Origin of the sequence: Modicisalibacter ilicicola DSM 19980, from assembly GCF_900128925.1 — a bacterium.
GTDB lineage: Bacteria > Pseudomonadota > Gammaproteobacteria > Pseudomonadales > Halomonadaceae > Modicisalibacter > Modicisalibacter ilicicola.
Window position 1 is genome coordinate 438441 of the sequence record NZ_FQUJ01000002.1, and the last position, 17682, is coordinate 456122.

Annotated in this window: 16 protein-coding genes; 8 read left to right on the plus strand and 8 right to left on the minus strand. The window is 61.9% G+C overall.

What is annotated here, in order from left to right; all coding sequences use genetic code 11:
• Positions 1-106 precede the first annotated feature (106 nt).
• The 8 genes from BUA41_RS02110 (at position 107) to iadA (ending at position 7539) form a co-directional block, all read left to right on the plus strand.
• The gene (locus BUA41_RS02110) at positions 107-940 is read left to right on the plus strand and encodes a DUF1338 domain-containing protein (RefSeq protein WP_072819449.1); all 834 of its coding nucleotides are present in this window, start codon (positions 107-109) and stop codon (positions 938-940) included.
• Complete coding sequence (locus tag BUA41_RS02115) at positions 930-1916, plus strand: succinylglutamate desuccinylase (protein WP_072819234.1); 987 nt, start codon at positions 930-932, stop codon at positions 1914-1916. The genes BUA41_RS02110 and BUA41_RS02115 overlap by 11 nt, the downstream gene beginning before the upstream one ends.
• Before the next feature lie 220 nt (positions 1917-2136).
• On the plus strand, positions 2137-2907 hold the full coding sequence (locus BUA41_RS02120; RefSeq protein WP_072819235.1) for an ABC transporter ATP-binding protein: 771 nt from the start codon (positions 2137-2139) through the stop codon (positions 2905-2907).
• A gap of 13 nt (positions 2908-2920) precedes the next feature.
• A complete protein-coding gene (locus tag BUA41_RS02125; RefSeq protein WP_072819236.1) occupies positions 2921-3637 on the plus strand; it encodes an ABC transporter permease in 717 nt (238 codons plus the stop codon).
• Entirely contained in the window at positions 3625-4353 is a 729-nt protein-coding gene (locus BUA41_RS02130; protein ID WP_072819237.1) for an ABC transporter permease, read from the plus strand. Before BUA41_RS02125 ends, BUA41_RS02130 begins: the two co-directional genes overlap by 13 nt.
• A 149-nt stretch (positions 4354-4502) precedes the next feature.
• Entirely contained in the window at positions 4503-5261 is a 759-nt protein-coding gene (locus BUA41_RS02135) for an ABC transporter substrate-binding protein (protein WP_072819238.1), read from the plus strand.
• 255 nt (positions 5262-5516) lie between these two features.
• Complete coding sequence (locus BUA41_RS02140) at positions 5517-6311, plus strand: transporter substrate-binding domain-containing protein (protein ID WP_072819239.1); 795 nt, start codon at positions 5517-5519, stop codon at positions 6309-6311.
• 79 nt (positions 6312-6390) lie between these two features.
• Positions 6391-7539 carry a beta-aspartyl-peptidase gene (gene iadA / locus BUA41_RS02145; RefSeq protein WP_072819240.1) on the plus strand — a complete coding sequence of 383 codons (1149 nt, stop codon included), beginning with the start codon at positions 6391-6393 and terminating at the stop codon, positions 7537-7539.
• Between the two features lie 262 nt (positions 7540-7801).
• On the opposite strand, the gene BUA41_RS02150 is transcribed toward iadA, so the two are convergent.
• From BUA41_RS02150 to BUA41_RS02185, 8 genes are all read right to left on the minus strand, one after another.
• Positions 7802-8905, minus strand: a complete 1104-nt coding sequence (locus BUA41_RS02150) for a Wzz/FepE/Etk N-terminal domain-containing protein (protein ID WP_072819241.1) — start codon at positions 8903-8905, stop codon at positions 7802-7804.
• Positions 8906-9632: 727 nt separating this feature from the next.
• Complete coding sequence (locus BUA41_RS02155) at positions 9633-10361, minus strand: glutamine amidotransferase-related protein (protein ID WP_072819243.1); 729 nt, start codon at positions 10359-10361, stop codon at positions 9633-9635.
• Between the two features lie 43 nt (positions 10362-10404).
• Complete coding sequence (locus BUA41_RS02160) at positions 10405-11580, minus strand: iron-containing alcohol dehydrogenase (RefSeq protein WP_072819245.1); 1176 nt, start codon at positions 11578-11580, stop codon at positions 10405-10407.
• 50 nt (positions 11581-11630) lie between these two features.
• Positions 11631-13016, minus strand: a complete 1386-nt coding sequence (locus BUA41_RS02165) for an aldehyde dehydrogenase family protein (RefSeq protein WP_072819247.1) — start codon at positions 13014-13016, stop codon at positions 11631-11633.
• Positions 13017-13169: 153 nt separating this feature from the next.
• Positions 13170-14549 carry a glutamine synthetase family protein gene (locus tag BUA41_RS02170; protein ID WP_084671047.1) on the minus strand — a complete coding sequence of 460 codons (1380 nt, stop codon included), beginning with the start codon at positions 14547-14549 and terminating at the stop codon, positions 13170-13172.
• 47 nt (positions 14550-14596) lie between these two features.
• Positions 14597-15649 (minus strand): TRAP transporter substrate-binding protein, encoded by a 1053-nt coding sequence (locus tag BUA41_RS02175; protein WP_072819253.1) that lies wholly within the window; start codon positions 15647-15649, stop codon positions 14597-14599.
• Between the two features lie 70 nt (positions 15650-15719).
• On the minus strand, positions 15720-17042 hold the full coding sequence (locus tag BUA41_RS02180) for a TRAP transporter large permease (RefSeq protein WP_072819255.1): 1323 nt from the start codon (positions 17040-17042) through the stop codon (positions 15720-15722).
• On the minus strand, positions 17042-17551 hold the full coding sequence (locus BUA41_RS02185) for a TRAP transporter small permease subunit (RefSeq protein WP_072819257.1): 510 nt from the start codon (positions 17549-17551) through the stop codon (positions 17042-17044). Before BUA41_RS02185 ends, BUA41_RS02180 begins: the two co-directional genes overlap by 1 nt.
• Positions 17552-17682 lie beyond the last annotated feature (131 nt).

Sequence of the window (17682 nt, forward strand, 5' to 3'; positions counted from 1 at the left end):
GCTTTTTTCATCCGCTCGACCTGGCCCCTTGCGGCCTGGCCCCGGGATGGGGATGGTGATCCGATCGGAATCACACCTCGATTTCACCCAAGGGCAAACAGCGAACATGGATATTCAGCAGTTCTTCGATCGGCTCTGGGACGACTACGTTTCCATGGCCCCGCAGGCGCAACGGATTCATGATGCGTTCGTCGCCGAAGGCGAGACGATCCTCAACGATCACGTGGCCTTTCGCACCTTCGACCGGGGCATGATCACCCTGGCCGATCTCGAACCGCACCTGCTGGCCCTGGGGTATACCCGTCTCGAACCCTACGAATTCAGTGCCAAGAAACTGCGCGCCTACGGCTATCTGCCACCGACCGACGACCAGCCCCGGGTGTTTCTCTCGGAACTCAAGTGCGACGAACTCTCTGCCGCCGCCCAGCACATTATCGACGGCCTCGTCGCCCAGATCGACGCAACGCGTGTCAGGACACCCGACGTGCTGTGGGCCGGTCGGCTGTGGAACGCACCGAGCTTCGAGGCGTATCAGGCATTGATGGCCGAGAGCGAGTATGCTGCCTGGCTGTCGATCGTCGGCCTGCGCGCCAACCACTTCACCATCAGCGTCAACCACTTTCATACCTTCGATAGCGTCGAGAAGGTGCTGGCCAAGGTCGAATCCCTGGGACTCGGCATCAATGCGTCCGGAGGCCGCATCAAGGGCTCGCCGCAGGTGTTGCTGGAACAGGGCTCGACCCTGGCGGATCGCGCAGAATTCACCTTCGCCGGCAGCCAGGTCGAGGAAATCCCCACCTGTTACTACGAGTTTGCCAAACGCTACCGCACGGTGGACGGCACGCTTTACCAGGGGTTCGTCGCGGCCAGCGCCGACAAGATCTTCGAGTCCACGGACATCCGGAACCCGTCTCATCGGAGCGTCCTGCATGCTGAGTGACTGGCTCAACCTGACGCTTGACGGCAGCGAGTCGGGCGCCCGCGAAGGACGCCTGGCCAGCGGCCGTTATGTGATCCATCGCCCAGGCATCCTCGAGCTTGTGCCGCAGGAAAGCCGGTCTCACGCCAACGCCTGTGTGATCTCGGCAGGCATTCACGGCAACGAGACGGCGCCCATCGAACTGGTGGGAGACCTGCTTGCGCGGCTGGAGGCCGGCCTGCTGGCCATCGGCGCGCCGGTACTGATCATCCTCGGCAACCTGCCGGCCATCCGCACCGGCCAGCGTTTCTGCACCACCAACCTGAACCGGCTGTTCCGACGCGACCTGGCGGAAGAGGGCGATGAGCCCCAGCGTGCCCGGGAGCTGATGGCGACGGTCGACGCCTTCTATGGACGTCATCCGCAACCGCGGCTGCATTACGATCTGCACACGGCGATTCGCGACAGCCGCTACCCGCGCTTCGCCGTCGAGCCGTTCGGCGACACGGCCACGCGTCCCGAACAATGGCGCTGGCTGGCTGCCGCCGACATTCAGGCCGTGCTGCATCAACATCAGCACAGCTGGACCTTCTCCCACTACTCGAAGCACTATCATCAGGCCCAGGCCTTCACCCTCGAACTGGGCAAGGTGCGCGCCTTCGGCGACAACGACCTGGCGACCTTGCAGCCGATGCGCGCGCTGCTCGAGGCGTTGATTGCCGGGACCGAGCCACCGGCGACGGATCCCGGTAACATGATCTTCTTTCGTGTGGCCCACGAGCTGATGCGTGAATCCGAGGATTTCGCCCTGTGCGTCCCGGACGAGACGCCCAACTTCACTCGCTTCGAGGTCGGCACCCGTCTGGCGCGGGATGGAAAGGCCGGCGACTGCATCGTGAGCGATGCACCGTTGGCGGTGGTCTTTCCCAATGCCAACGTTGAAATCGGCGCCAGGGCGGCCTTGCTGGCCCGGGAGACCCGGCCGCCGGACGACTGACCCGGCTTCGTTCCGGCTGCTTGCCCCCTGAACAACAAGTAAATAAAAAACAAAAAGTTAGAGGATTTACTCATGTATCACCCAGCCTCATCGAACTCCTTGTCACCGCTTCGTGTGGACAGTAATTCCTGAACGCAAGGCAAACGCCTGTTAGAATCGCTGCCTTTTCGCACCGACTGCTTTCGCAATCCTGGCACGCTCGCCACACCGGAGCCTACACATGGTCGATACCCCCTTACCCCTCGAAGTGCGCAATCTCAAGAAGCGCTTCGGCAGCAACGAAGTCCTCAAGGGCCTGTCGCTTCAGGCCCATCAGGGCGATGTCATCACCCTGATCGGCGCCTCGGGTTCCGGCAAGAGCACCTTCCTGCGCTGCATGAACCTGCTGGAACAACCCAACGAAGGCGAGCTGATCGTTCACGGCGAGACGATTCGCTTCAAGGAAACGCGTCACGGACGTGAACCCGCGGATTGGCAGCAGGTCGTCAACATGCGCGCCAAACTGTCGATGGTCTTTCAGAACTTCAATCTCTGGGCGCACATGACGCTGCTCGAGAACGTCATCGAGGCGCCGGTGCACGTGCTCAAGAAGCCGCGCAAGGAAGCCATCGAGCATGGCCGCGCCCTGCTCGACCGCGTCGGGCTGCTGGAACGCGCCGACTACTACCCCATGCAGATGTCCGGGGGGCAGCAGCAGCGCGGCGCCATTGCCCGGGCCCTGGCCATGGACCCGGAGGTCATGCTGTTCGACGAGCCCACCTCGGCGCTGGACCCCGAACTGGTCGGCGACGTGCTCAAGGTCATGCGGGACCTGGCCAAGGAAGGACGCACCATGATCGTGGTCACCCACGAGATGGCCTTTGCCAAGGATGTCTCCAGCCAGGTGATGTACCTGCACCAGGGTATGGTCGAGGAAGCGGGCCCGCCGGCCGAGGTGCTCGGCAACCCGCGTTCCGAACGCTTGAAGCAGTTCCTGGCCCCCAAGCATTGAGCGGGAGAGAGACATGATCGACCTGCAGGGTTACGGCCCGCGCCTGCTCGAAGGCGCCCTGGTCACCATCGAACTGGCGCTGCTCTCGCTGGTCGTGGCCATCTTCCTGGGCCTGTTGACCGCCAGTGCCAAGATGTCGCGCAGTTGGCTGCTGCATAAGATCGGCACCCTCTATACCACCGTCATTCGCGGCGTGCCGGACCTGGTACTGATGCTGCTGCTGTTCTTCGGTGGCCAGATCGGCATCAACATGGTGACCGACTGGCTCTACGACCGGTTCGGCATCGACATCTTCATCAACATCAACGAATTCGTGGCGGGGGTAATCACCATCGGCCTGATCTTCGGCGCCTACATGGGTGAAACCTTCCGTGGTGCCTTCCTCGCGGTGGACAGCGGCCAGATCGAGGCCGGGCGCGCCTACGGCATGTCCGAGGCCCTGATGTTCCGCCGCATCCGCTTCCCGCAGATGATGCGTCACGCCCTGCCCGGTCTTTCCAACAACTGGATGGTGCTGCTCAAGACCACGGCCCTGGTCTCGATCATCGGGCTGACGGACATGGTGCGGGTCGCCGCCGAGGCCTCCAAGGCGACCCACGAGCCGTTCACCTTCCTGATCCCGGTGGCGGTCATCTACCTGCTGATCGCCAGCGTCTCGGAATGGATCTTCGCGCGCCTGCAGAAACGCTACAACGTCGGATTCGGGGAGGCTGACGAATGGAACAACTAAGCGCCTGGTTCACCGAACTGCTCGCCGACAACAGCATCTTCACGGCACGGACCCTCGGCTATTACGGCGAAGGCCTGGTCACCACGGTGCAACTGGTGTTCCTGTCCCTGGTCATCGGCCTGGTGATCGCCGTGCCGCTTTCCATCGCCCGGGGCTCGAAACGCAAGTGGATCAAGATGCCGATCTTCTTCTACACCTACGTGTTCCGCGGCACACCGCTGCTGATCCAGCTCTACATCATCTACTACGGCGTGGTCTTCATCGAAGGCATCCAGGACACCTGGCTGTGGGTGATTCTCGAGGAACCCTTCTACCCGGCCCTGATCGCCTTCACCCTGAATACCGTGGCCTATACCACCGAGATCTTCCATGGCGCCATCAAGGCGACCTCCAAGGGGGAAATCGAGGCGGCCCGGGCCTACGGCATGTCGAAGAGCCTGATGATGCGACGCATCATCCTGCCCAGCGCCTTTCGCCGTGCCCTGCCGGCCTACGGCAACGAGGTGATCTTCATGCTGCACGCCAGCGCCATCGCCAGCGTGGTGACGATCATGGACCTGACCGGCGCCGCGCGTCTGGTGTATGCGCGCTTCTACGCGCCCTTCGATGCCTTCCTGTTCGTCGCCGCGCTCTATCTCTGCCTGACCTTCGCCATCCTCTATCTGTTCCGCTATCTGGAGAGGCGAATGCTGGCCCATCTCAAGCCACAGAGTTGACAAGGAGCAATCGTCAAACGATCGTTGGAAAGCGGTTCCATTCAGGTGCTTGCCCCTCTATCACCGAGGGGCAGGGTACGCTAATGTGACCCTGTGCTTACCCCCATCAGCGCCACGCGCGTAGAACAAACAAAAGGGATACTGACTCCATGAAGAAACTGCTGACCGTTACCCTGTTGAGCGCCACCATGCTGGCCGGTACCGCCCAGGCCCGCGACTACGAGACCGTACGCTTCGGTGTCGACGTCCCCTACGAACCGATGGAATACCGCACTCCGGATGGCGAACTGACCGGCTTCGACATCGACCTGGGCAATGCCCTGTGCGCCGAGATCGGCATCGAATGCGAATGGGTCGTGCAGGGCTGGGACGGCATCATCCCCGGCCTGATGGCGCGCAAGTACGACGCCATCATGTCCTCCATGACCATCAACGAGGAACGTCGCGAGCAGGTGCTGTTCTCGGACCCCTACTTCACCCCGCCCTCCGCCTGGTTCGTCCCCGCCGACAGCGAGATCGGCAAGCCGAACGAAGAGGCACTGAAGGACAGGAACATCGGCGTGCAGCGGGGTACCCTGCAGGACAACTATGCCACCGACATGTATGGCGACGTCGCCGACATCAACCGCTATGCCACCGCCGACGACATGGTGCTGGACATGGAAGCCGGTCGACTCGATGCCGTCTTCCTCGACTTCCCGGTCGGCAAGTCCACGCTGCTCGACAGCGAGGACAACGACTACAAGGTGATCGGCAACATGATCACCGAGCCCAAGGAATACTTCGGCGACGGCTTCGGCATCGCCTTCCGCAAGCGCGACGAGGATCTCGCCAAGAAATTCAACGAGGCCCTGGCCACGTTGAAGGAAAACGGCACCTACGACGAGATCTTCAACAAGTATTTCTGATCGACGCCCCATCGGAAAGAACCGCGTGCCTTGGCTCAAGGCACGCGGACGAGAACACTGCCAATGAGCCTTCTTTCACGTTTTTACCTCTTCCGGGTCGAGTATGCCCACGTCGTGCCCTTCTATCTCAGCGAATGGTTCGACGAATAAGACCACCCCCTTCCGTTGGTCACTACGCCCGATACGCTACAGCGCCTGGCCGATTGCCTCGGTTGGCGCATCCTGTGGCCCAGCCATGCTTCAAGAGGAGTCATCATGCAAGCTTCCCGACTGTTTTTCACCGCCGGCCTCCTGGCCATCAGCGCCTCGCTTCTGCCCGGGCAGGCATTCGCCCGGGATTACGACGAGGTACGCCTGGCCGTCGACGTGCCTTACGAACCCTTCGAGTACAGGACGCCCGAGGGCGAGCTGACCGGTTTCGAGATCGACCTGGGCAATGCGGTCTGCGCCGAGCTCGACATTCAGTGCACCTGGGTCGAGCAGGCCTGGGACGGCATCATCCCCGGCCTGATGGCGCGCAAGTACGATGCCATCATGTCGTCGATGGCGATCACCGAGGAACGCGCCCAGCAGGTGCTCTTCTCCGAGCCCTACTACACCACCCCGAGCGCCTGGATCACCTCCAAGGGACGTGACATCGACATCAGCGACAAGGAGAGCCTCGAGGGCCTGACCGTGGGCGTGCAGCGGGCCACGCTGCAGGACAACTACGTCACCGACCTCTATGGCGACGTCCTGGAGATTCGCCGCTACGCCAGTGCCGACGACGTGATCACGGACATGGAAACCGGCCGTCTCGACCTGACCTTCATGGACTACCCCATCGCCGAGGCAGCCATCGACATCGACACCGAGGAGAGCGAATTCAAGCGCATCAGCGACTTCATCAAGGAGCCCGAGAAGTATTTCGGCAAGGGCGTCGGCGTGGCCTTCCGCAAGCGTGACAAGGAGCTGGCCGGGATGTTCAACGAGGCGCTCGCCACCCTCAAGGAGAACGGCACCTACGATGAGATCATGAAGGAGTATTTCTCCTACGACGTGAAACTATAAGGCATAAAACGGTACGACGGACAGTCACCGCCATCGTCTCGACTTTCGATGGCGGTTTTCTGCTGCTCAAGGAGGCTCGATGCTGACACTGCTGCGCAACGCCCTGCTCCATGCCCCGGAACCGCGTGGCTTGAGCGATCTGCTGATTGCCGATCGCCGGATCGTGGCCATCGCCAGCGCGGGCGAGGCACTGGCCAAGGGCCCCCGCGTCCGGGAGATCGATCTCGAGGGACGGCGGGTGATTCCCGGGCTCGTCGACCCGCTGGTGCATTTCATCGGCGGCGGCGGCGAGGGTGGCTTCGGCACGCGCACCGCCGAACTGACCCTCGACGATGCCCTCTCCTCGGGGGTCACCACGCTGGTCGGAGCGCTGGGCACCGACGCCCTGACCCGGACCCCGGCCAATCTGCTGGGCAAGGCCCGGGAACTGGCTGCCGCCGGTCTTACCACCTATGCCTATACCGGTTCCTATCAACTGCCGCCGGCGACGCTGACCGGCGCCGTCAACAGCGACATCCTGTTCATCCCCGAGTTCATCGGCGTCGGCGAGGTGGCCATCAGCGATCACCGCGGCTCCCAGCCAAGCTGGCAGGAACTCGCCCGGCTGGCATCCGAGGCACGCACCGCCGGCATGCTGGCGGGAAAGTCCGGCATCGTCTTCGTGCATCTCGGCGATGGCCAGACGCTGCTCGAGCCGCTGCGCGACGTCGCCCGCTACAGCGAGATCCCCCTGGGGCAGTTCTATCCCACCCATGTCAACCGGACCGCCACGCTGTTCGAGGATGGCCTGCGCTTCGTGCGCGAGGGGGGACGCATCGACTTCACCACCAGCACCACGCCAGAACTGCTCGCCGACGGCGAGGTGCCGGCGGCAGAGGCGGTCGACCGGGCCCGACACGCACGCCTGGCCATGGACCGGGTCAGCCTTTCCTCGGACGCCAACGCCTCGCTGCCGCGTTTCGATGACGAGGGCCGCTTCGTCGGCCTCGAGCCCGGGCGGCTGGCCAGCCTGTTCGAGACCCTGGGGCAGTGCGTCCAGGAGATGAACATTCCCCTCGAACAGGCTCTGCCCTGTGCGTCGCGCAACGCCGCCGAGGCGCTGGGCCTGCCCCACAAGGGGCGCTTGCAGGAAAACGCCGACGCCGACCTGCTGGTGCTCGCCGACGAAGGCTGGAAGATCGACGAGGTGTGGGCCGGCGGGCGTCGGGTCTGCGACCTCAGGGCGTGAGCTTCACGCGTGTGACGGCTCGCTCCGCAACACCCGGCGCATGAAGTTGAGCGCCCAGCGCACCATCAGCTGGTCGTCAATCGTTCATCACGCCCAGCCCGTACTGGAACCATATTCAATATGATGAGCAAGAGGCGTTGGGCTAGCCAAGTTGAAAGAAATCGGTATTTCCAAAGGAGATTTTTTCAAAGAAATTTTGAAGAACAGCTACAGTGACTAGAAAGCGCCACAAGTCGATGGCTTGTGGCGCTGCTTCTTTCGATTAAACGAACTGCTGTCGATAAGAACGTAGACTACGTGTGAAGTGAACGAAAAACACCACAACGGTGCCGACTATACCTCCCAATATCAAAGCAAGAATGAGGATCAATGAGCGACTTGCCCCCACAGGTTCGGCAGGTGGGTAGGCGTACTCGACCACATCGACTACTCTCTCGGTGAAATTTGCCTCTACCCCCTTATCTACCCCATAAAGGCGCCCATCAGAAAGTAGCTCAGCGATTCTCAACCGCTTCTCTAGCTGTTCCTCGGTAGCACGTATCTGACCATTGCTCAGGTCCTGCTCAAGAGCATTTTTCAATGTATTGTGTTCGGCTTCAAGCGCCTGGTAACCCATAAAATAAAGTGGCAGAGAGCCATCACCGCTGATACTTGCATAAATGACTTCACTTCCGCTTGGCTGACGTCCAAACTGTTGTGGAGTCGTCGGTGTCTTAATATCTAGCTGTCGTGCCACCTCGATTGCTTGCTCAAGGGTAAAGAGGCGATCTTCTCGAGCAGTCTTCAGAGTCTCTCGCTGAAGCTCTAAGCTTGTGCTCAGACTGGCAATCTGCGCTTGGTTATAGTCATCGAAACGGCTCCGCAGCGCCTTCCAGACGTCTTTAGAGGTATCACGTATATAGGCATTTATGATTTCAGCACCGTTTTCGCTATCCGGATAACTGTATCTAACCTTCAACACCAGCCCACCATCATTGTTCCCGTACAACCCATCAACTGTCAGACGATTGCTAAACACCTTTCCAAGATCATATTTTTCAGGCAAAACAAACTTGTCAGAATTTTCTTCAAAGAAGTTTTCAAAATTTTGAAAACTGGAAACCCGGTTACCTAAAAGCCTATAGGCCTCAACAGAACTTATGGAAAAACCATCAAACAAATTAAAACCTGAAAAGTTCGCGCTCGACGCAGGAACGGCACGAAATTGTGTTTCGTAATTCGATACATTTATAGCGATAAATGCGACAGCAGCAACCAACACCAAAAAGGCAGTACCAACGATCCACTTCCAGCCATCAATCAGAATGATAACAATATCACGAAGATCGATTTCATCATTAGTGCCATGATAGTTATACTCGCTCATAGCGCTCCCCTTTTACAGCCAAAACAGCTGAAACAGAAACAACATGGATGCAAAATAAAATCGCGAGCGACAAAATCATGTACTTGCTTGAAAGTCTTTCCGAAATCAAGGCCCAGCAAAAAATTATTACCGGCGACAATATAAGAACAGACGATTTCCACATTTTTAAATAGACAAGATAAAACCCCGGTATAAGTAATGCTGGAGGAAATACTAAGGCGGCTTGAATTACTGCTTTTGCTTGATGGGTCTTCACGTAGTGTGTACCGAGCTATGGACTAGTCTTGATAGATTAGAAAAACCATCATATCACATTGTTACCGAGACATGAATACCACTAAAAAGTATGAATTTATGTGACTCCTTGAAATCCTAGCCCACCCCCGATGACGCTGACGCCCGTAAAAAAGACACCAACGTTACAGCTATTTGTGTTTACAAATTTTCGCCAGATGACACGACCACGGGCCTGAGAAAAACGGCTCCTCGACGCTGAGTGTGGAATTTGTCCCCTGAGCGGGAGCAGGATATGACCGTTCTCGCCGCCAAGGGGTAGGGCATGGACGATTCTGATGCACGGACCGGGCTCACGGACCCATCGCTCGCTGAAGCGAGCTCCCACAGATGGTTGATATCAAAGGATTTTATAGGAGCCAAATTTATCGAGCGATGGGTCAAGCCGAATCCACATGAAACGGCGAAGAGCCAGAAAATCAGCCCATGTAACTCAAGTGGCTAGTGGCTCGCTCCGCAACACCCGGCGCATGAAGTTGAGCGCCCAGCGCACCATCAGCTGGTCGTCCACCGGGGCGTTGAGCGAGGCCATGCCTTCGCGAACCCGGTTGCCGGGGATGGTGCCCTGCCTCAACGCCATCAGGTCCGCCGAGTAGGCCTTGCTGAACTCGGGGTGGCCTTGCACCCCCAGGAACGTCTCGCCGATCTGCATCACGTAGAAGGGGCAGAAATCGCTTTCCGCCAGCACCACCGCGCCCTCGGGCAGGCGCGACACCTGATCCTGGTGGCTGACCACCAGATCGAGCCCTTCCTGCCAGGGTTCCATCCACTCGGCGCGCTTCACGAGGCGATTGAAGGACATGCCCACGCCCCAGCCGCGCTCGCTCTTGACCACCTCGCCGCCCAGGGCCTTGGCAATGACCTGGTGGCCGAAACAGATGCCGACCAGTGGCTTGCCCGCCGACCAGAGCTCGCGCACGAAGCCGCAAAGGGCCTCGATCCAGTCGTCGCCATCGTTGGCGCCGTACTTGGAGCCGGTGGTCAGCCAGGCATCCACGGCATCGACATCCGTGGGTATCTCGCCGTCATGACAGCGCCAGACCCGAAACTCCAGCGTCGGGTCCACCGCGGTGAACAGCCGCTCGAACATCTCGGGATAATTGCCGTGGCGGGGCTGCAGCTCTTCTGCCACGTCGTCGCACTGCAGCAGGCCGATTCGCATGGATCTTCACTCCTTGATTCGATCATTGACGATGGTCCGGCCTTTATAACCTGCCTTCCAACGCGTTGACGAACAGGTCGCGGTACTGATCGGCATCGAGGTCGCCGGGATTGCTGGCCGCGGAGGGGTCGACCACCGCCATCTGGCCGACCTTGTCCGCCTGGGCGGCATCGATCCCGAGTTCGGCCAGGGTGTGCGGAATCCCCAGGCGCTCGCGCAGGTCGAGCACCCAGTCGATCACCGAGGCGGTGCCGGGCTGACGCAGGTCAAGATAACGCCCCAGGCGCACCATGGGCTCGCCGATGACGCACTCGTTGGCCCGCAGCACGTAGGGCATCAGTATGGCATTGAGGGTTCCATGATGCGCGTCATACAAGGCCCCCAGCGGGTGCGCCAGGGCATGCATCGCGCCCAGCCCGCGCTGGAAGGCGGTGGCGCCCATCATCGAGGCGACGAGCATGTGCTGACGCGCCTCGAGATCCTGACCGTCGTGGAACACCGCCGGCAGGTAGTCGCGAATCCGCCGCATGCCCTCCACGGCGATGCCCTCGGCCATGGGGTGATAATTGGGCGAGCACCAGGCCTCCATGCAATGCGACAGGGCATCCATGCCCGTCGCCGCGGTGATCGATGGCGGCAGGCCCAGGGTCAGTTCGGGATCCAGGAACACCGTGGCCGGTGCCATGCGCGGGTGGAAGATGATGCGCTTGACCCGGGCCTGCTCGTCGGTGATCACCGCGGCACGCCCCACCTCGGAACCGGTACCGGCGGTGGTGGGCACCGCGACGATCGGCGCGATGGCGTCACCATCGGCGTTTTGCCAGTTGTCGCCGACATCCTCCAGCGACCACAGCGACAACGCTTCATGCTGTCCGGCCATCAGCGCCACTGCCTTGGCCGCGTCCAGCCCCGAGCCACCGCCGAAGGCGATCACCCCGTCGTGACCGCCGTCGCGAAACGCCGCCACGCCGTCGAGCACGTTCTTGCCGGTGGGATTGCCCCTGATGTCGCTGAACACCGTGCAGTGCAGGCCGGCATCGCGGCAGGCGCCGAGCGCCTCATCGATCATCGGCAGGCGGGCCAGCCCCGGGTCGGTGACCAGCAGCGGCGCCTGCATGCCCAGGCTACGGCACGCCTCGGGCAACTCCTTGATGCGCCCCGCACCGGTACGAATCTGCGCCGGGTAGTTCCAGGTGGTGGTGAAATGCTCGCGCGTCATGATCTGCTCCCCTTGGATACTCGGTGTCTGGCTCTCGACACCCGCGCCGCTCAGGCATGTTTCAGATGGAACGACTTGGGCCGGGTCAGCATCTCGTAACCGATGCGCGACAGTGAACAGCCCCGCCCCGAGTACTTGATCCCGGTCCAGGCCAGTTCCGGGTCGAGGTAGTCGCAGCGGTTGGTGAACACCGTGCCTGCCTCGAGACGTCGGGCGATCGCCTCGCCGGCTGCCAGATCGCGGGTGAAGACCGCCGCGGTCAGCCCGAACTCGCTGTCGTTCATCAGTGCGATGGCCTCGTCGTCGGAGCTCACCGGCATGATGCCGACCACCGGGCCGAAGCTCTCCTCACGCATCACCCGCATCGAGTGGTCGACCCCGGTCAGCACCTGAGGCGCCAGATAGGCATTGCCGGGTGTCGATCGAGGATAGTCGGTGGGGTCGATCCATGCCCTGGCCCCGGCGGCCACCGCCTCCTCGATCTGACTGCGCACGAAATCCGCCGCCTGCGGGTGGATCAACGGTCCCAAGGTGGTCTGTGGCTCGGCGGGATTGCCCAGCCTGAGTTGCCGGACCCAGGCCACGGCGCGCTCGACGAAGGCCTCGACGATCGAGTCATGCACGTAGATGCGCTCGATGGCGCAGCAGCTTTGCCCCGAATTGAAGAAGGCACCGTCCATCACGCCCGGCACCGCGTCGTCCAGGTCGACATCGGCACGGATATAGGCCGGGTCCTTGCCTCCCAGTTCGAGCCCGGCGGGAATGAAGCGCCCGGCCAGATTGCGCTCGACCACCTCACCGCCGGCCACGGAACCGGTGAACGACACGTAATCGACACGTGGATCGCGCATCAACGTCCTCGCCGCTTCGTGAGAAAGATGAAGGTGCTGGAACACCCCCTCCGGCAATCCGGCACTGTCGAAGGCCTGCTGCATGCGTTCGGCACACAAGGGGGTCTGGGCCGAGTGCTTGAGGATCACCGTGTTGCCGGCCATGATCGCCGGCACCACCGCATTCACCGCGGTCATGAAGGGGAAGTTCCAGGGCGCGGCGATGAATGCCACGCCCAGCGGTTCGCGGGTGATGTAGCGGGTGGAGCCTGGCTTCTCGGCCAGGCGGATCGGGGCCAGGGCTTCCTCGGCCAGGGCGATCATGCCCCGCGCCCGCTCCTCGAAGCCGTCGATCTCGCCCCCCGCCACGGCGATCGGGCGGCCCATCTGCCAGGTCAGTTCCTCGGCCAATTGGTCGCGTCGGGCGACGAGGGCATCGACCATCGCCGAGCACAAACGTGCGCGTTCGGCCAGCGCCACCTCGCGCCAGGCCCGCTGTGCCGCCTTGGCCCGGGTCAGCGTCGCCTCTATCCGCTCGGTATCGGCCAGCTCCCGCTCCACATAGACGCTGCCGTCCACCGGAGAAATCGTCTTTTGAATCGCCATCGTATTCGGGCCTCTACTAATCGCAACCAGAGGGCCGAGCGAACGTCGTCAGAGCTAGGCGGAGCAACGAGAAATCGCGGAGTTGGCTGTAGCCAATAAGCAGATTTCGCGGCGCTCCAACGCTGCTCTGGCGTCGTGCAGCCGGCCAAACCACTAAATTATCTCGAAGTAGCGGGCAAGCTCCCAATCGCTAATATGTTTTCTAAATTCCCGCTCCTCCCACTCGCGAGTCGCCGCGAAGTGCTCGACGAACGCATCGCCGAACAGCTCCCGCGCCGGCTTGGATGCCTTGAGCCGCTGGGCGGCCTCCCACAGGGTGCGCGGCAATGCCTGGTGCTCGGGATGCTCCAGGGCGTAGGCATTGCCGGTGACCTGCTCGTCGGGCTCGAGCCGATGCTCGATGCCGTAAAGGCCGGCCCCGATCGCCGCCGCCAACGCCAGGTAGGGGTTGGCATCGGCACTGCCCAGGCGGTACTCGACCCGTTGCGACTTGTCCGAGCCGGGAATCACGCGCAGTGCACAGGTGCGGTTCTCCACTCCCCAGGTCGCCTCCGTGGGCGCCCAGAAGCCCGGGATCAGCCGCGTGTAGCTGTTGATGGTCGGCGAAAACATGGCCAGGAATTCGGGCATCAGCTTCTGCTGGCCGGCGACGAAGTGGCGCTGTACATCACTCATGTGATACGGCTTGTCGGCGTCGAAGAACGCCGACAAGCCGGAGTCGCGCTCGCGCAGCGACAGGTGGATATGCCCGCTCTGGCCAGGGTAGTCCGGCGACCACTTGGCCATGAAGGTGGCCATGAGGCCACGGCGCTGCGCCCAGACCTTGGTGAAGGTCTTGAACAGCGCCCCCTTGTCGCCGGCAGCCAAGGCGCCATCAACGCCGATCGCCGCCTCCAGCACGCCGGGGCCGGTCTCGGTGTGCAGCCCCTCGATGGGAAAATCCATGGCTTCCGACAAGGCCAGCAGTTCGTGATAGAGCTCGCTGTGCACCGAGCTCCTGAGCATCGAATAGCCCATCATGTCCGGGGTCAGGGGCGTCAGGTTGCGAAAGCCCTTGTCGCGGATCGACTCCGGCGTCTCCCGGAACATGAAGAACTCGTACTCGAGAGAGCCGAAGACCTCGAAGCCCAGCTGGGTGCCGCGGGCCAGGACCCGCTTGAGCAACCCCCGTGGGCAGATCTGCGCCGCCGGCCCCTCGAATTCGGCGATGAACAGCAGCATGTCACCCTCGAAGGGGATGTCGCGACAACTCTCCGGCACGATCCGGAGCGGTGCGTCCGGGTAGCCAGTATGCCAGCCGGTGAACTGCACGTTGTCGTAGAGCTCATCCTTGCTGTCCCAGCCCAGCACCACGTCGCAGAAGGCGAAGCCCTCCTCCAGGGCGGAGAAGAACTTATCGCGCTGCATGTACTTGCCGAGCATCACCCCGTCGATGTCGAACAGGCCGACCTTGACGTGGGTCAGCCCGCGCGCCTCGACCAGGCGCCGGGCGTCCTCGACACTCTTGACGTCTCTTGCTTGCATTCGACTCATCAAACGCCTCCCACCGACCATTCTTCCGTTTCCCGACGTCCTTGCGATCAGCCATAGCGATAGGGAGGGCCGGCTTTCTGCATGGTGGCGCGGTACTCCTTGAGGATCTGCACGACCCGGGCGTTGCGTTCGCTCTGGGCGGCGATCTCGTCCCAGAACTTCAGCGCCTCCTCCTCCACCGTCTGCCACTCCGACTCGGGGATCGAGGTCAGCTCCAGCTTGCCGCCGGTGGTGCGATAGTGCGCCTCGCCCCACCAGTACCAGTGTTGGCGATAGTAATGCGAGCTGTCCATGCACAGCCTGAACAGGGTCTTCAGGTGCTCGGGCAACTCTTCCCAGCGCTCGGTATTGGCGAAGTAGGAGCCCGCCCAGGCACCGGAAATGTTGTTGGTCAAATAGTAGTTGGTCACGTCGGCCCAGCCGACGGTGTAGTCCTCGGTGATGCCGGACCAGGCGATGCCATCCAGTTCGCCGGTCTGGATGGCCACCTCGATGTCCTCCCAGGGCAGCGTCACCGGCACCACGCCGAAGCGCTGCAGGAACTTGCCGGCGGTCGGGAAGGTAAAGACCCGCTTGCCTTCGAGGTCCTCGAGGCTGCGGATGGGCTCGACGGTAACGAAGTTGCAGGGGTCCCAGGCCCCGGCGCTCAACCAGGTGACGCCCTCCACCTCGCCGTAGGCCTCCTCCCAGATCTCCTTGAGCCCGTAATGGTTGAACAGCGTGGGCACGTCCAGGCTGTAGCGCGAGGCGAAGGGAAAATAGCCGCCGAACACGGAGACGTCCACCGGCGCGGCGATGGAATCGTCGTCGCTCTGCACGGCATCGATCGTGCCGCGCTGCATGGCCCGGAACAGCTCGCCGGTGGGCACCAGCTGGTCGGCATAGTAAAGCTCGATCTCCATCTCGCCGTTGGCCGCCTTGTTGAAGGCGTCGATGGAGGGCTTGATGACGTGTTCCGCCAGGGCGGGCCCGGCATAGGTCTGCAGGCGCCAGCGAATCTTGGATTGAGCGTGGACGTAGGGGGCGGAGATCGCCGAGGCGCCCACCGCGGCGGCACCCGCCAGCCCAGCCTTCTTGAGGAAATCGCGTCTATCGGTCATGTCGAGTCACTCCTAGGGTTGTTGTTGTTTGGCAAGCCAGCCTCTTGGCCGGCCGGTCATCGCATCTGACTCATCGTGCGTAGTACAGCTCCGGCAACCACAAGGCGATCTGCGGGAAGGCCGTCACGATCGCCAGCCCCACGACCATGATCGTCACGAAGGGCCACACCGAGCGATAGATGTCGCCGAGGGAGACTTCCGGCGGCGCCATCGCCCGCATCAGGAACAGGTTGTAGCCGAACGGCGGCGTCATGTAGGCGATCTGCACGGTGATCGTGTAGAGCACCCCGTACCAGACCGGATCGAAGCCCAGCTCGATCACCAGCGGCACGTACAGGGGCGCCACGATGACCAGCATCGCGGTATCGTCCAGGAACATTCCCATCAGGATGTAGGAGAGCTGCATCATGATGAGTATTTCCCAGGGCCCCAGCCCCCACTGTTCGAGAAACAGCGACCCCAGGGCGCGACCGGCCCCCAGGCCGTCGAACACCGCACCGAAGCTCAGCGCGGCGAGGATGATCCACATGAACATGCAGCTGATCCCCAGGGTCTTGCGGATCGTGTCTTCCATCACCTGGCGGGTCAGCCGGCGCTTGACGATGGCGGCCACCGTCGCCGCCGCGGCACCCACCGCCGAGCTTTCCACCAGGCTGGTCACTCCCATCAGGAACAGGCCGGTCATGGAGAAGAAGATCAGCAGCGGCAGGATGCCGGCCTGCAGCAGCTTGAGCTTGTCGCCCCAGCGCATCTGCCGTTCCTCGAGGGGCAATGCCGGACCGAGGTGCGGCTGCAGGCGACAGCGGATCACGATGTAGAGGATGAACAGGCCAGCCAGCAGCAGCCCGGGAAAGACGCCGGCCAGCCAGAGCTTGCCCACCGGCTGCCGGGCGATCATGCCGTAGAGCACCAGCACGACGCTGGGCGGCACCAGGATGCCCAGGGAGCTGCCGGCCTGGATCACGCCGGTGACCATGATCTTGTCGTAGCCGCGCCTGAGCATCTCGGGCAGCGCGATGCTCGCGCCGATCGCCATGCCGGCCACGCTCAGCCCGTTCATCGCCGAGATGGCGATCATCAGGCCCACGGTACCGATGGCAAGCCCTCCGTGGAGCGGCCCCATCCAGACGTGGAACATGCGGTAGAGATCACTGGCGATGCCCGATTCGGAAAGCATGTAGCCCATGTAGATGAACAGCGGCAGGGTCAGTAGCGGGTACCAGTTCATCAGCGTGAAGCTGGCATTGAACGGCATCTCGAAACCGCCATCGCCCCACAGCCACCAGGAGGCCGCCGCAGCCACGAAGCCGATGGCGCCGAAGATGCGCTGCCCGGTCAGCAGCAGCAGCATCATCGAGGAGAACATCAGCAGCGCGATCATCTCGTCGCTCATCACAGCGTCTCCCCCCTGGCCTTGGCCACATCCTTGAAGAAGGTGGCGATCGCCTGCAGCAGCATCAGCGCGACGCCGCAGGTCATGATGATCTTGATGGGTGCCAGCGGTGGCGCCCAGGAGGAGTAGTTCGTCTGCCCATACTCCAAGGCGTAGAGCGTGCTGGAGATCGCCCCGATCAGCAGGAAGACCAGATAGAAGAGCAGGAAGAGGATGGTGACGGCATCGACGATCGCCCGGGTCCTGTCCGACCAGCGGCCATAGAAGAGATCCATGCGCACGTGGGCATCCAGCTGCATGGAGTAGGCGCCACCGAGCAGGAAGTAGGCCACCATCATGAACTGGGCGATCTCCACCACCCAGATCAGCGACACGTCGAAGACGGAGCGGGAAATGGTCGAATAGAGCAACACGCCGATCATCGCGAAGATCATCAGCATGGCCAGCCGTCCCACGAATCGGTTCATGGTCTCGACGTAGCGCACGTAGAGTCTGACCGCTCTTGGCATTGTTGTTGTCTCTTGTTCCAAGATGGGAAGCGGATTTTGCGCTCTCTGGTGCCTGCCGTGTTGCGCCTCTGCGACCCGATGAGTTCAGTTAGGGCGACACCCCTGGGTTTCACAAGGATCATCGTTTTCAA